At 37.4% G+C, this 14,422-nt stretch carries 11 protein-coding genes, 1 riboswitch and 1 other annotated feature; of the genes, 8 read left to right on the forward strand and 3 right to left on the reverse strand.

What is annotated here, in order from left to right; all coding sequences use genetic code 11:
- Positions 1-170: 170 nt before the first annotated feature.
- A riboswitch (SAM riboswitch) is annotated at positions 171-287 on the reverse strand.
- 258 nt (positions 288-545) lie between these two features.
- On the forward strand, positions 546-2,024 hold the full coding sequence (locus ACWPVE_RS09435; protein ID WP_453992737.1) for a multicopper oxidase family protein: 1,479 nt from the start codon (positions 546-548) through the stop codon (positions 2,022-2,024).
- A gap of 77 nt (positions 2,025-2,101) precedes the next feature.
- Here the strand turns inward: ACWPVE_RS09435 and ahpF are convergent, their stop codons facing one another.
- Both ahpF and ahpC read right to left on the reverse strand, forming a co-directional pair.
- Positions 2,102-3,682, reverse strand: a complete 1,581-nt coding sequence (ahpF, locus tag ACWPVE_RS09440) for an alkyl hydroperoxide reductase subunit F (protein WP_453992739.1) — start codon at positions 3,680-3,682, stop codon at positions 2,102-2,104.
- A gap of 12 nt (positions 3,683-3,694) precedes the next feature.
- On the reverse strand, positions 3,695-4,264 hold the full coding sequence (ahpC, locus tag ACWPVE_RS09445; RefSeq protein ID WP_453992741.1) for an alkyl hydroperoxide reductase subunit C: 570 nt from the start codon (positions 4,262-4,264) through the stop codon (positions 3,695-3,697).
- Positions 4,265-4,598: 334 nt separating this feature from the next.
- Positions 4,599-4,827 (forward strand) — a binding site (T-box leader).
- 47 nt (positions 4,828-4,874) lie between these two features.
- On the opposite strand from ahpC, the gene proB reads away from it, so the two are divergent.
- The 5 genes from proB (at position 4,875) to ACWPVE_RS09470 (ending at position 10,682) form a co-directional block, all read left to right on the forward strand.
- A complete protein-coding gene (gene proB / locus ACWPVE_RS09450) occupies positions 4,875-6,002 on the forward strand; it encodes a glutamate 5-kinase (protein WP_453992743.1) in 1,128 nt (375 codons plus the stop codon).
- Positions 5,995-7,239, forward strand: a complete 1,245-nt coding sequence (locus ACWPVE_RS09455; RefSeq protein ID WP_453992745.1) for a glutamate-5-semialdehyde dehydrogenase — start codon at positions 5,995-5,997, stop codon at positions 7,237-7,239. Before proB ends, ACWPVE_RS09455 begins: the two co-directional genes overlap by 8 nt.
- Before the next feature lie 336 nt (positions 7,240-7,575).
- Positions 7,576-8,748, forward strand: coding sequence for an Alp7A family actin-like protein (locus tag ACWPVE_RS09460; RefSeq protein ID WP_453992747.1), 1,173 nt, complete (start codon positions 7,576-7,578; stop codon positions 8,746-8,748).
- A 17-nt stretch (positions 8,749-8,765) separates the two neighbouring features.
- Positions 8,766-9,371: a hypothetical protein gene (locus tag ACWPVE_RS09465; protein ID WP_453992749.1), complete on the forward strand. Its 606-nt coding sequence runs from the start codon at positions 8,766-8,768 to the stop codon at positions 9,369-9,371.
- Between the two features lie 120 nt (positions 9,372-9,491).
- Positions 9,492-10,682 (forward strand): class I SAM-dependent rRNA methyltransferase, encoded by a 1,191-nt coding sequence (locus ACWPVE_RS09470; RefSeq protein WP_453992751.1) that lies wholly within the window; start codon positions 9,492-9,494, stop codon positions 10,680-10,682.
- A gap of 93 nt (positions 10,683-10,775) precedes the next feature.
- On the opposite strand, the gene ACWPVE_RS09475 is transcribed toward ACWPVE_RS09470, so the two are convergent.
- Entirely contained in the window at positions 10,776-12,368 is a 1,593-nt protein-coding gene (locus tag ACWPVE_RS09475) for an acetolactate synthase large subunit (protein ID WP_453992753.1), read from the reverse strand.
- 148 nt (positions 12,369-12,516) lie between these two features.
- Here ACWPVE_RS09475 and ACWPVE_RS09480 point away from each other — a divergent pair, with 148 nt between their 5' ends.
- Both ACWPVE_RS09480 and hprK read left to right on the forward strand, forming a co-directional pair.
- Complete coding sequence (locus ACWPVE_RS09480; RefSeq protein ID WP_453992754.1) at positions 12,517-13,359, forward strand: sulfurtransferase; 843 nt, start codon at positions 12,517-12,519, stop codon at positions 13,357-13,359.
- Positions 13,360-13,441: 82 nt separating this feature from the next.
- Complete coding sequence (gene hprK / locus ACWPVE_RS09485) at positions 13,442-14,383, forward strand: HPr(Ser) kinase/phosphatase (RefSeq protein ID WP_453992756.1); 942 nt, start codon at positions 13,442-13,444, stop codon at positions 14,381-14,383.
- The last annotated feature ends 39 nt before the right edge of the window (positions 14,384-14,422 follow it).

Consider the following 14,422-nt stretch of genomic DNA (forward strand, 5'->3'; position numbering starts at 1 on the left):
TCTTTTCCTAATGTTTGTTTTTTTGTGTTAAATAGTATGTTTTTAGTAGATTACTATAATTAAATCGCATTTTTTAAATGGGACTATTTTAGGGGGCATATTCCTCCTTTTAACAATTAAAAAAGCCTCTCAAAAGTGAGAGGCGAAATTATACTTGAAAAGTACTACCTCTCTTATTTTTCAAAATACACTGTATTTTGCAGGATTTAGCACCTTTCCATATTAATGAAAATATGAATGGTTGCCGGGCTTCATAGGGCCAGTCCCTCTGCCACTCTTAATAAGAGAACAACTATTAAAATGATTATTATGATAATACCTTTATCTAAAAAATATGTCAAGTATGTCCATTTTATTTTTTCAGAATTATTTTTAGAAAATAATTCCCGATTGTTTTTCGTTGTTTTTTGTCCTTTCTCCTTATTATTCAAACTGTGTGTCAAAATTATGACAAAAAATCAGGATTTAATAGGACTGTGATAAAATAGGCATAAGGTAAAGATAAGAAACAATCAACGGAAACAAGAGAAAGTAGAGGGGAAAAATTGAGATTATATCATAAATTTTTTACAGCACTGACTATGATATTTGTTTTAACCTTAGCAGGCTGTGGAAAAGAAGAAATTGTATCAAATGTAGGTAAACTAGAATTTGTTCAACCATTAAAAATACCAGAACTTATTGAACCTACAATTGAGCCTGATGGGACAAAAAATTTCATATTAACTATGCAAGACGGGAAAACAGAGCTCTTACCTGATAAAATAGCGGATACTAGAGGGATAAATGGTTCCTACCTTGGGCCAACGATTCGAGTATCACGTGGTGATAAGGTTTCGTTCAATGTGGTCAATCAGTTAAATGAAGACTCGACCTTGCATTGGCATGGAATGCTCTTACCTGCCGTGATGGATGGAGGCCCACACCAAATGATTAAGGCGGGGGAGATGTGGACACCACATTGGACAATTGATCAGCCATCTGCCACCACTTGGTATCATCCTCACTTGCACGGGAAAACAGCTGAACATGTTTATAGTGGGCTTGCCGGGATGTTCATTATTGATGACGAAGATTCAAAGAAACTACCATCAAATTATGGAGTAGATGATATCCCACTGATAATACAAGATAAGTTGTTCACAGAAGATGGTCAGTTAACAATGGATGATGAGGGTATATTTGGTACACTGGGCGATGAAATACTAGTGAATGGAACATATGACCCATATCTGGAAGTCACAGCAAATCAAGTTCGTTTTCGATTGCTAAATGGTTCAAACGCAAGGGCTTATAATTTTGGATTTTCGGATGAGCGGTCGTTTCAACTTGTAGGAAATGATGCAGGGCTTCTAAACGAACCAGTAACAGTAGAACGGATTATGCTAAGTCCAGGTGAACGTGCAGAAATAGTTGTTGAATTCGAACCTGGCGATGAAATAATTCTTCACAGTTATAAGGGGAACGCTGGTTTAGATAATGGGGAATTTGAATTATTAAAAATTGTTGCTGCTTCTGAATTAACAGATTCAGTTCCAATTGAAGGACAGCTCTCCACGGTTCCGCCAATTGAGGTACCAGAAGATGCTAGAGTACGTCAATTTAAGCTCACGATGGAAAATAAGATTAATGATAAATTAATGGATATGTATCGGATTGATGAAGTTGTTCCAGCAGGTACAACGGAAATATGGGAAATTAATAATTTTGGTTGGTCTCATAATTTTCATATTCATAATGCGGCCTTTCGAGTTTTGGACATTAATGGGAAGGAGCCATCAGTATACGAAAGGGGAAGGAAGGATACGGTGTTTGTTCCCAATGGTGCAAAAGTGAGAATTGTTGTTGAGTTTGGGGACTATGCTGATCCTGATTTTCCACTCATGTATCACTGCCATTTATTGCTTCATGAAGACCAAGGAATGATGGGACAATTCTTATTAGTTGAACCTGGTACTGAATCCGATGTACCAACGACACTTCCTAATAATAGTGGCGATAATGAGCATTCAGATCATCATTAAACAATTCTTTAATAAAAAAAGTCACTTTAAACCATTAAGGTTATAAAGTGACTTTTTTATTTTAAGTAGTTTTATGTTTATTGATGCACGAGTGATTTCTTATCCGTATCATCAGTTGTTGAATCCCAATTGTTTCGGATGAGGTAGTCAAACGCACTTAGAGATGCAGTTGCACCAGATCCCATTGAAATGATGATTTGTTTATATGGACTATTTGTACAGTCTCCAGCAGCAAATACACCTGGCATAGATGTAGCACCATGGCTATCAACCACGATTTCACCCATGCGGTTACGTTCAATTGTATCACCGAGCCAGTCTGTATTTGGTACAAGACCAATTTGGACAAATACACCTTGTAATTCAATGTGATGCTCTTTTTTCGTATCACGGTCTACATAAGAAATTCCATTTACTTTGTCAGTACCCGTAATTTCTGTTGTTTGAGCATTTGTAATAACTGTTACATTTGGAAGACTGAAGAGACGATCTTGTAGGACTGTGTCAGCCTTCAGCTCTGAATTAAATTCAAGAACTGTTACATGCTTGACAATACCCGCAAGGTCAATTGCAGCTTCAACTCCAGAGTTACCTCCACCAATAACGGCTACATCCTTACCTTCGAATAATGGACCGTCACAGTGTGGGCAGTATGCTACACCTTTGTTTTTGAACTCTGCTTCACCTGGTACATTGACATTACGCCAACGGGCACCAGTTGAAAGGATAACGGTTTTACTTTTTAGTACAGCGCCGTTTTCTAGTTCAACTTCAATAAGGTCTTTCTTTTCAATACGTTTTGCACGTTGAAGGTTCATAACATCTACATTGTATTCTTTCACATGCTCTTCTAGGTTGGCTGCAAGCTTCGGACCTTCAGTACGTTTCACACTGATAAAGTTCTCAATGCTTAGAGTATCTAAAATTTGGCCACCAAAACGTTCTGCAACAAGACCCGTACGAATTCCTTTACGTGCCGCATATACTGCTGCACTTGAACCCGCAGGTCCTCCACCAACAATAAGAACATCATATGGATCTTTGTCAGCGAACTCTGATGCATCAGGAGTACTTCCAAGTTTCGCAAGGATTTCCTCCAATGACATACGGCCGCTGCTGAATGCTTCACCATTTAAGAATACTGTTGGTACTGCCATGATGTCTTTACTTTCAACTTCTTCTTTAAAAGCAGCTCCATCGATCATGGTATGTGTGATACCAGGGTTAAGGACGCTCATTAAGTTGAGTGCTTGAACAACATCAGGACAGTTTTGACAACTTAGGCTTATATATGATTCAAAGTGATATTCGCCTTCAATATTTTTGATTTGGTCAATAAACTTTTGGTCAACCTTCGGAGCTCTTCCACTCACTTGTAAAAGAGCCAACACAAATGAAGTAAATTCATGTCCAAGAGGAATACCTGCAAATGTTACGCCTGTGTCTTCGCCAACGCGATTCACACTAAAGCTAGGTGTTCTCTCTAATTCGGCTTGTTCAACCTTAATTTTAGGAGACATTGCTGTCAACTCATTAACGAGTGACAGCATGTCCTTTGAAACTTTATCTGAACCTGCACTAACTTTAATTAGCACATCATTTTCTAAAAGTTGGAGATATTGGTTTAATTGTTGCTTAATTTCAGCATCTAATACCATTTATTGCACCCCTTAAATTTTTCCAACTAGGTCTAAGCTTGGCTTAAGTGTTTCACTGCCTTCTTCCCATTTAGCTGGGCATACTTCACCTGGGTTGTTACGCACATATTGTGCAGCTTTAATTTTGTTAACAAGTGTACTTGCATCACGGCCAATTCCGTCAGCGTTAATTTCCATAGCTTGTACAACACCGTCAGGGTCGATGATGAAAGTTCCACGTTGTGCAAGACCTGCTTCTTCATCAAGTACATCAAAGTTGCGTGAAATTGTTTGTGAAGGGTCACCGATCATAATATACTCAATTTTGCTAATTGCTTCTGAGTGATCGTGCCATGCTTTATGTGTAAAGTGTGTATCAGTTGATACAGAATAAACTTCAACACCAAGTTCTTTTAGTGTTGCATATTGGTTTTGTAGATCTTCTAATTCAGTTGGGCAAACGAATGTAAAGTCTGCTGGGTAGAAACAAACAACACTCCATTGACCTTTAAAATTTTCTTGAGTAACTTCCACAAAGTCGCCATTTCCTGCATTGTAAGCTTGTGCTGTGAATGGTAGTATTTCTTTTCCAATAATTGACATAATAAAATTCCTCCAATATGTTTATATTTTAAAAATAGATTATTAGTATTATGCACTAAAAATCTATAATTATTACTTGTTTATACTAATTATTATATAGATATTACTATCTATGTCAAATGAAATGCTAGAGAGAAATCATATTTAGATACCAGCTTAGAGGATATGTAACATTATCATTTACACTAGTATCACTTACATTATTATCAATTGTGACAGAAATAAAACAAAAGCATGATTGGTAATTATTTAATACTTCTGACTTCCATTGACATAAGTATAAATTTGATTCATAATATTCCTAATCTAATAAGTAAATCAATGAATAAAAGATATAAAAGTTATGATAGGGAACTAGTAAATAGTCCTCAGGTAAAAGAGAGTAAAATTCATGGGCTGAAAGATTTTACAACCTGCAATGCTATTGAACCTGTCCTTTGAACTGTTAGGCAAAACCTAACCGTTGCCTGCGTTAAAGGTTTTCGAGTGGGTACTAGGAGAAGTTTCGTTCTAGTATCAATAAAGGTGGTACCACGAAAGACAATGGTCTTTTCGTCCTTTTAATAGGGATGAAAGGGCCTTTTTTATATTAAATTGGGTGGTGAATGGAGTGAAGAAGAAACGAATTGTTGTCAAAATAGGAAGTAGTTCGTTAACAAATCATAATGGTGGCTTAAGTATTGAGAAGCTCCGTGAGCATGTTAATGCAATTGCGAAATTGAAGGAATATGGACATGATGTCATTCTTATTTCTTCTGGTGCTGTGGCAGCAGGTTTTATGGATCTTGGTTATACCTCCCGCCCGAAAACAATTGCTGGAAAACAAGCTGCAGCTGCAGTTGGCCAAGGGCTGCTACTAAGAGGATATACCGAAGAATTTAAAAGGCATGGAATTGTTGCTGCACAATTACTATTAACAAGGCAAAACTTCTTGTACAAAGATCAATACAACAATGCATATGCTACACTTTCAGAGTTATTAAGACGGAATGTAGTTCCTATTATTAATGAAAATGATTCCGTATCACTAGAAGAATTAAACTTCGGAGATAATGACATGTTATCGGCACTAGTGAGTGGACTTGTTAAAGCAGATTTTTTAATTATTATCACAGATGTCAATGGAATCTATGATCAAAATCCACGCACACATCCAGATGCGAAAAGGTATAACTTCCTTGAAGAAATTAATGACGAATTATTAAGTGGTGCTTCAGAAGCGGGTTCAAAAGTAGGGACTGGCGGAATGAAGTCAAAAATTGAAGCTGCAAGAACAGCCTTAGGCCTTGGCGTGAAAGTATTTATTGGATCTGGGACTGGTGACCAGAAATTTGTTGATATTCTTGCTGGAAAAGGGGATGGAACCTATATTGGGAACTCCTCACGACCTAGCATGAAAGCTTCAAAGCAATGGTTAGCGCTACATTCGATTCCAAGTGGAAAAATTGAAGTGGATCAGGGAGCTGCTGCCGCGATTTTAAGCCACGGAAAAAGCCTTCTTCCAGCAGGAGTCACGAATATCGTCGGTAATTTCAGAATCAATGATGTCGTAGAGGTTGTAAATCCTAAGGGTGATATTATCGGAAAAGGAAAAGTGAATTTTTCCTCCGATCAGTTAATAAGAATTAAAGGATTATCAAGTACAAAGGCAATGGTTGAAGTAAACAGTGATCAAGGGGTAGTCATCCATAGAGATAATTGGGTAAGTCAAAAAGAGAGGAGAATGAGGTATGAGTGAGTTAATCGAAAAAGCCAAAAAGGCGAAAACTGCTTCACAACTTTTAGCAAAAGCGTCAACTGAACAAAAGAACAGAGCACTTTCTATCATTTCTGAGCAACTTATTAAAGAAAAAGCTTTCATTTTGGAAGAAAATAAAAAAGATTTGCAGGCAGGAAAAGAAAATGGCATGAGTGATTCTTTGCTTGACCGATTAAAGTTAACAGAACAGCGAATCCGTGACATAGCGGACGCTCTCATTCAGTTAACAGAACTACGTGACCCAATAGGCCAAGTAATCGAGGAATGGGAACGTCCGAACGGACTTAAAATTGCGCAGGTCAGAGTTCCACTTGGTGTAATAGGAATGATTTATGAGGCAAGGCCGAACGTAACAGTGGATGCTTCAAGTCTTTGTTTGAAAACGGGGAATGCCGTTCTACTTCGTGGTAGCTCTACTGCTATTCATTCTAATAAAGCTATTGTAAAAGTTATTCAAGGTTCACTTGAGATTGCGGATTTACCAATCGAGTCCGTACAACTACTAGAGGATACAAGTAGAGAAACGGCATCTGAAATGTTTAAGTTAAATGACTATCTTGATGTGTTAATCCCACGAGGTGGAGCTAAGTTGATTCAGACTGTTGTTCAGAACTCTACCGTTCCAGTACTAGAAACAGGTGCAGGAAACTGTCATGTTTATATTGATGAAACAGCGAATCCAAAGATGGCAGTTGAGATTGCGATCAATGCAAAAACCCAACGTCCATCTGTATGTAATGCGATTGAAAATGTTCTCGTACACAAAGGTTGGGCGTCTACTCATATGAATGAGTTACTAACAGCTTTGCAGGAAAGAGACGTTCAAATTCATGGGGATGAAACTGTTCAACAGGTAGGAAAGGGAATCATTCCTGCTAATACAGAAGACTGGGGAACAGAATTTTTAGGGCTAGAAGTAGCCGTAAAAGTAGTTGAGGATATAGGAGAGGCGATTGCACATATTAATCAATATGGAACAAAGCATTCTGAAGCGATTGTTTCTGAAACAGTTGAGAATGTAGAGAAATTCTTTACAGAAGTGGATGCTGCAGCGGTCTATCACAATGCATCAACTCGATTCACAGATGGATTTGAATTTGGATTTGGGGCAGAAATTGGGATTAGTACACAAAAGCTTCATGCACGTGGGCCCATGGGGTTACCAGCGTTAACTTCTACTAAATATACAATAAGAGGAAATGGACAGATTAAGTAAAAATTGAATGTTCAAAAAGAGGGTGCTACCAAAAAAATGGGGCACTCTTTTTTCATTTTTAGTTTTGTTTACAAATATGTTTACGTGTATACAAAGTGTAAACAAAAAGTATACAAAACTGTTTTCTTGTATACGAATATGTTTACATCCCTTCATACCAATATGTATACAAAAGTGTATACAAAAATCGACATGTTTACAAAGTGTTTACAGGTTTACAGTTGTGTTTCTTTTTAATGGGAATCATTGTGGAATCTAGTATTTTTTAATACCCTTAAATTAGTAATAGACAGACATAAGAAAATAAATCTACTAATTTGAAGGGATGATGTTTGAATGTCTATATCCAGAATAGCAGCAGTTGATGTTGGTAATGACTCCGTTAAAGCAATCTTTGGAGAACTAGAATATGAGTTAAATATTCCGAATATTATTGCAAGGGACACCGAGGACCGTCCGGTAATTGGTATAGAGGAATTAGATAGTAAGGATCCATTGGAAGGAATCCACATCAAGGTTCACTCCCCTGCTTTAAAAGAAAATAACGTGATTTATCGTGTTGGTCACTTAGCTACGAAGAGTGGTAGTGCTTCTGAATTGGATCCAGGAAGTAGTAAGTCAGAAGAAGACCAAACATTAATTATGCTTTTCGCAACATTGGCACTGGATGCCGTAAGAGAAGGAAATACAACAAACTTCCCACGATCTAAAAACGTGATTGATGCAAATTATACTCTCGGAACGGGCCTTCCACTTCGTGAAGTAAAAGAAGGAAAAGATACGGGATACCGTTCAAAGCTAACTGGTTCTGTTCATCAGGTAGAATTTCTTGTAACGCCGAGATATCAAGGGTTAAAGGTCAATATCAAATTTAATGAAGTAAAAATCTATCCTGAAGGCTTCGCTGCCTATATTAATCTTGTAATGGATAATAATCTCAAGGTAATCAATAAAGATTTAATTGATAAACGAATTTTAATTCAAGATATTGGTGGATTATCAACAGATATTGCCGTAATTCGCAATAGGACAGTTGATGATGATAAGGCTCAAGGTTTTAACCTAGGCGTATCTGAATCGTTAGAAGCGATTAGAGAAGAGATTAGGTCCAAACACGGAGTTGAACTGGATAGTCGCCGTGATGTAGTCGACATTATTACAAGGAAAAACAACCGAAATCATATTATGGTAAAAGGTAGTCGGACAAGTGTCCATGATATAACAGACCGAATTCTACTCGAACTAGCAAAAAAGCAATATCGCCTATTACGTAACGTATGGTTGAAAAACTCTCAAACAGAAATTTGTTATTTTGTTGGTGGTGGATCAAACGTTTTAAAGGATTATATTAAAACATTAAACAATAACCTAGATGGGTATAACATTGAATTTTTTGAAGATGAAAAGGAAAGTATCTGGATGATGGCGAATGCTTATTATAAACTCATTACGGACTTTGTTAGAAAAACCCAAGAAGTAAAGAAGCCACAAGAGCCAGTAAAAAAATGAGAAGATAAGGTGATCCTATGAGAAAGTCTACCTCAACTGAGGTGAAAAGGGGACAAGCGATTTCTTTCCGAGTACCATCCGATACACCTGATCATTTATTAAAACATCTACAGAAGCTAAAGGAAACAGAACGCAGGAATTTTTCAAGTAAAATTGCAGAGTTTGTTCTCCAAGGAGTAGGTCAGTCTTATTCGAGAGAGCGAGAGGTTATTACTGTTCCACTCCCTCATAAATTAACCAAATCACAACGCAATTGGTTAAAACATGAGCACTCCGAGGCTATACTAGGAAGTATTATTTACCAACTTCTAACTGATCCTGTTCGTGCAACTGCACTACTCGCCTCATTGAATAGCAAATCTTTAGATATAGATGAAGCCCTGTATTTACAAGAGGAAGTGTCTATGTCTGAGCATAGGATTGAGAACCTAAATGAGGAGAAAGATCACACCTCTGCTGGGGAAGTTGCAGTAACAGAGGATACTGATAGCTTTGACGATGATTTAAATAATTTTAACTGGGAAACAGCAAGACAAGAAAATCATGAAGACGAAGAAGACAATTCCGAAGATGCTGATTTAGATAGTCTTTTGGGTGATTTTCTTTCTGCGATGAATAAGTAAACCTTCTTTACAAGATAGGGCCAGTGCCTCGTTACTTTAGGTAGCGATGGGCTGGCCCTTTTAAATTGAGTTGGAGACATGTATGATAGGTAAATAAAACCAAAGGATAGGATGGAGATTATGAGATCGGAAATACATGTAAAGGTACCTTCAAAACTCGTGAACAAGTATAAAGGTGGCTACCCTCTTATTTCAAAACAAGTGATGGAACGTACAAGTGATTTAGAAGAGGGTCAGTTAATATCCCTAGTTGATGAAAGTAACTCATTTATTGCGAAAGGTTATTACGGAAAGCAAAACAAAGGGTACGGTTGGGTTTTAACGAAGAACAAAAATGAAAAGATAGATCAGCTATTCTTTGAAAGGAAGATTAAAGCTGCATTAGACAAAAGACAGTCCTTTTTTAAGAACGAGGACACAAATGCCTTCCGCGTATTTAATGGAGAAGGAGATGGAATTGGTGGCTTTACGATTGATTATTTCAATGGGTATTACTTAATTAATTGGTATAGTAAAGGAATCTATTCCTTTTTTGATTATGTAATCACCTCTCTTAAAAATCTCACTCAATATAAGGCGATTTATCAGAAAAAGAGGTTTCGTGCAGATGGAAAATTCATTGAAGAAGATGGATATGTTGATGGTGAACGCGGACAGTTTCCGATAATCGTAAAAGAAAATGGGGTTAATTTCGCCGTTTATTTTAATGAGGAAGCAATGGTAGGGGTTTTTCTCGACCAACGAGATGTGAGAAGGACTATACGTGACAAGTATGCAAAAGGAAGAACGGTACTAAATACTTTTTCATATACAGGGGCATTTTCTGTTTTTGCAGCATTGGGTGGAGCTGTAAAGACAACGAGTGTTGATTTGGCTAATCGTAGCTTGCCAAAGACGATTGAACAGTTTAGTGTAAATGGCTTAGATTATGAGGCGCATGACATCATTGTGGAGGATGTGTTTCATTATTTTAAATATGCGGTAAAAAAGAAGCTGAAATTTGATATGGTTATTCTTGACCCACCAAGTTTTGCAAGGTCGAAAAAATTTACTTTTAGCGCTGAAAAGGACTATAAAAATCTCCTAAAAGAAGCAATTTCGATTACTGAGAAGAATGGAATAATTGTCGCTTCAACAAACAGTGCTTCATTTGACATGAAAAAGTTTAAAGGGTTTATTGAGACAGCATTTAAGGAAAGTAACAGCAAATATACGATCGTAGAGGAATTTTCATTGCCTGAGGATTTTCAAACCATTAAGCAATTTAAAGAAGGTAATTATCTAAAGGTTGTGTTCATCAAAAAGGCGTAATGGCTAGATGAAAATGATCTAGTCCTGGGAAATAATTTACTGAAAAAAGGATGGTTTTTTTGCGTACAATTTGCAAAGACCATCCTTTTGGTATTAATTCGGGATTTGAAGATCAATCAACATCAGTTCGTTGTTACGAATTAATGCTTCATTTAAAACCTGTTCAAATTCAGGTAGATCAGTAGGTTGAACCCCTTTTACTCCAAAGCTTTCAGCAAGCTTTAAAAAATCAGGATTTCCGAAGTTCACTCCAAAGCTTTGACCGAAAAATTTCTCTTCCATCATTTGTTCCTCTAGTTTTAAAGATAAATTGTTTATCACAATGATGATAATAGATAAGCCTAGTCGTTTTGCTGTCTCTAATTCAGAGATATTCATAAGCGCTCCTCCATCCCCTGTAATGCAAATGACTGGATCAAGCGGACATGCTAATTTGGCACCAATGGAACCAGGTATGGAAATACCCATGGATGCGAATCCATTTGAGATGATAAGCCTTCCACCTTGTTTTGGTTGATACGTACGGGCAATAGCAACTTTGTGAGCGCCAACATCAGAGATTACAATGGTTTTTTCTGTTGAGTGAGATTCAATTACGTTTAAAATATTCTCTATTGAAAGAGACTCTTTATCCTCTAAAGCCTTATTAATTTGATAAGTGGACTGGATTCGTTTTTTTAGATTTTCAGATGGCATCCAGTGTTTAGTAGGAAGATCTGGTGAAATAAGTGCCTTCAATGTCGCCTTTAGATCGCCAACTAATTCTCCTTTTAATGGATAATAGTCATCAATTTCAGCTGGGAGGGGATTGATATGTAAAATTGGACGTGCTTTTTTATTCCAATCCTTAGGTGCTCTCTCATTTGCATCAAAACCTACGACGATTAATAAGTCTGATTCATCGATTAACGGTAAAGTTTCATCTTGGTTCATAAAACCAAAGGTAAAATAATTGAGCGGGTGATTCTTTGCTAAAATTCCTTTTGCCATAAAACTATGGATAACGGGTATTTGTAAGTGTCCGATAAGGTTGCGAAACTCATCCATAGCCGACTGTCTAATGACCCCATTACCTACGATTACAACTGGTTTTTGACTTTGATTGATTACCTTTCGTGCAGCCTCAAAGGCTTCCGAAGTAGGGATGCTTTTGGGTATAGGTGTGACTGGAATGGGTTGGGATTGAATCATCTCTGAAGCTAGATTTTCTGGTAATTCTATTAAGACAGCACCTGGTTTTTCCAATTGTGCTACTCTAAATCCGTTACGAATTATTTTGGGAATGGTTTTTGAATCCTTAATCTGAACACTCCATTTTGTAGCTGGTTCAAATATTTTAACTACATCTATATACTGATGGCCTTCTTTATGTTGCCTCTCAAAACCAGCTTGTCCTGTAATAGCAACAACAGGAGAATGGTCAAGGGTAGCACTTGCTATTCCAGTTAATAGGTTTGAGGCACCTGGCCCTAATGTTGCTAAACAAACGCCAACCTTGTTGGATAGCCTCCCGTAAACGTCAGCCATAAAAGCGGCACCTTGTTCATGCCTCACATTCACATATGTAATTTGTTTCGATTTGGATAAAGAATTCATGAGGTCAAGGGTTTCCTTTCCCATTATGCCAAAAATATACTTAACCCCTTCATTTTCTAAGCACTGAACGACTAAATCTGTTGTCTTCAATGAACTCTTCCTTTCAAATGATGTTTTGCCTATTTTTCCCCTGATAAGAGATAAAAAATGCTAAGCAACACTTTTATTCTGATTGCTATGATTTTTAGGGGATGTTCTCATATAATGTAGATAGTTAATAATAGCGGAGGCGATTTGAGTGGATTTTGTCGTAAATAAAGAATGGCTTATAGAGCAACTACAACATAAAGAAGTAAAAGTAGTAGACTGTAGATTTGCACTAGGGAATCCTACACTTGGACAACAACAGTATCAAGAAAGCCATATCCCAGGTGCGTATTACTTTGATTTAGAAAAACAGTTATCAGCTCCAGTTTCGGAGCATGGGGGAAGGCATCCACTTCCAGATATGAAACAGTTTAAGGGTGAGATAGAGAAAGTAGGCATTGACCGTTCAAAAACTGTCATTGCTTATGATGGTGGTGAGGGACAGTTTGCCTCACGTTTTTGGTGGCTACTAACTTACCTTGGGCATGACAAGGTATATGTATTAAACGAAGGATATGCTGGCTGGGTTGAAGCAGGTTACCCAACAACAAGTGAAATTCAACAGGAAGAATCGGCTAGTTTTGAAGTCAACATTCGCAGTGACATGCTTGCTACTTATGAAGAAGTAAAAGAGGTCGTTGACCAGAAGAAACACTCACCAATCTTACTAGATTCAAGAGACGAGAGCCGCTTTTTAGGAGAAGTAGAGCCGATCGATCGAATAGCTGGCCATATCCCAGGTGCCCTTAATAAATGTTGGGTAGATGGATTGGAGAAAGGATCGTTTAAATCAAGTGAAGAACAGAAAAAAAGATTCTCTGACCTTAATGTGGATGATGAAATCATTGTCTATTGTGGCTCAGGTGTAACAGCTACCCCAAATTTTATCGCATTAAAAATGGCAGGATTTAGAAATGTAAAACTATATGCTGGGAGTTATAGTGATTGGGTTTCATATGAGGAAAATCCAGTAGCGAAGGGAAAGGAAAGTTAATCTATAGTAATATATTGATGACGTTTCCACCGTTCGTAAAGTATAATTCTAATAAAAGATGATGTGGACGGTGATTGGTAAGGTGAAAAAGGTAATAGTGGAAGACTTGGTTCGCAAGTTTTCATTGAAGGTACTGGCTGGTGAAAACCAACTACAGAATACAATTACACAATCGAGGGTACATCGGCCCGGACTTGAATTCGTCGGGCATTTTGACTTTTTCCCGACAGAACGTGTTCAAATTTTAGGAAGAAAAGAAGTAACATATTTACATAAACTCACAAAAGAAGAGCGAAGAATTCGGATCGGAAATATTGTTCAATATCATCCCCCATGTTTTATCGTGACAAGTGGAGAAGATGGACTCACCTATTTAAGAAAGCACTGCGTCGAGCAAGGAATTCCTTTGTTAGTAACAAAAGAGCCTGAGATTACCTCAGATTTTATCGTTAAACTGGATGCCTACTTAATTAAGGAATTAGCAGAGCAAATCGCAGTACACGGAGTTTGTATGAATGTGTCAGGAATCGGAATCCTTATTCGTGGGAACTCTGGAGTTGGGAAAAGTGAAACGGCGCATACATTGATCCGCAGGGGGCACCGACTTGTAGCCGATGATATTGTTGTTTTAAAAAAATTAAGTCCGCAAACCATTCTTGGTACACATGATGAAAAAACGAAGGAATTTTTGGCTCTTCGCAGTATAGGCCTATTAAATGTGGTCCGGATGTATGGACGCAAGGCATTTCAAGATGAAACCCGGATTTCTCTTGATATTCATTTAACGAAGTGGGAAAAGGATGCGTTGTATAATGATTTGGAGCAGGAAATTAACACGATGGAATATATGGGTGTAAAAATTCCTTCCATAGAAATTCAATTACAACCTGGCCGTGATGTAGCAGGATTAATTGAAGCAGCGGCAAATAACTGGTATTTAAAGCAGCAGGGGTACAATGCTGCCGAGGAATTCATGAGTAGAATTGATGAAGAATTGACAAATTTGAATGACCATAGAAAATAACTACGTAAAAATACCCTCTACAATCAATGTAGAGGGTAT

It is taken from the genome of Bacillus nitroreducens, from assembly GCF_964021195.1.

What these genes read in the sequence shown, in the direction of transcription:
- ACWPVE_RS09455 (WP_453992745.1), top strand. Translation starts at nt 5,995, where the DNA reads ATGAGTGAGTTAATCGAAAAAGCCAAAAAGGCGAAAACTGCTTCACAA.
- ACWPVE_RS09470 (WP_453992751.1), top strand. Translation starts at nt 9,492, where the DNA reads ATGAGATCGGAAATACATGTAAAGGTACCTTCAAAACTCGTGAACAAG.
- ACWPVE_RS09460 (WP_453992747.1), top strand. Translation starts at nt 7,576, where the DNA reads ATGTCTATATCCAGAATAGCAGCAGTTGATGTTGGTAATGACTCCGTT.
- ahpF (WP_453992739.1), bottom strand. Translation starts at nt 3,682, where the DNA reads ATGGTATTAGATGCTGAAATTAAGCAACAATTAAACCAATATCTCCAA.
- ahpC (WP_453992741.1), bottom strand. Translation starts at nt 4,264, where the DNA reads ATGTCAATTATTGGAAAAGAAATACTACCATTCACAGCACAAGCTTAC.
- ACWPVE_RS09465 (WP_453992749.1), top strand. Translation starts at nt 8,766, where the DNA reads ATGAGAAAGTCTACCTCAACTGAGGTGAAAAGGGGACAAGCGATTTCT.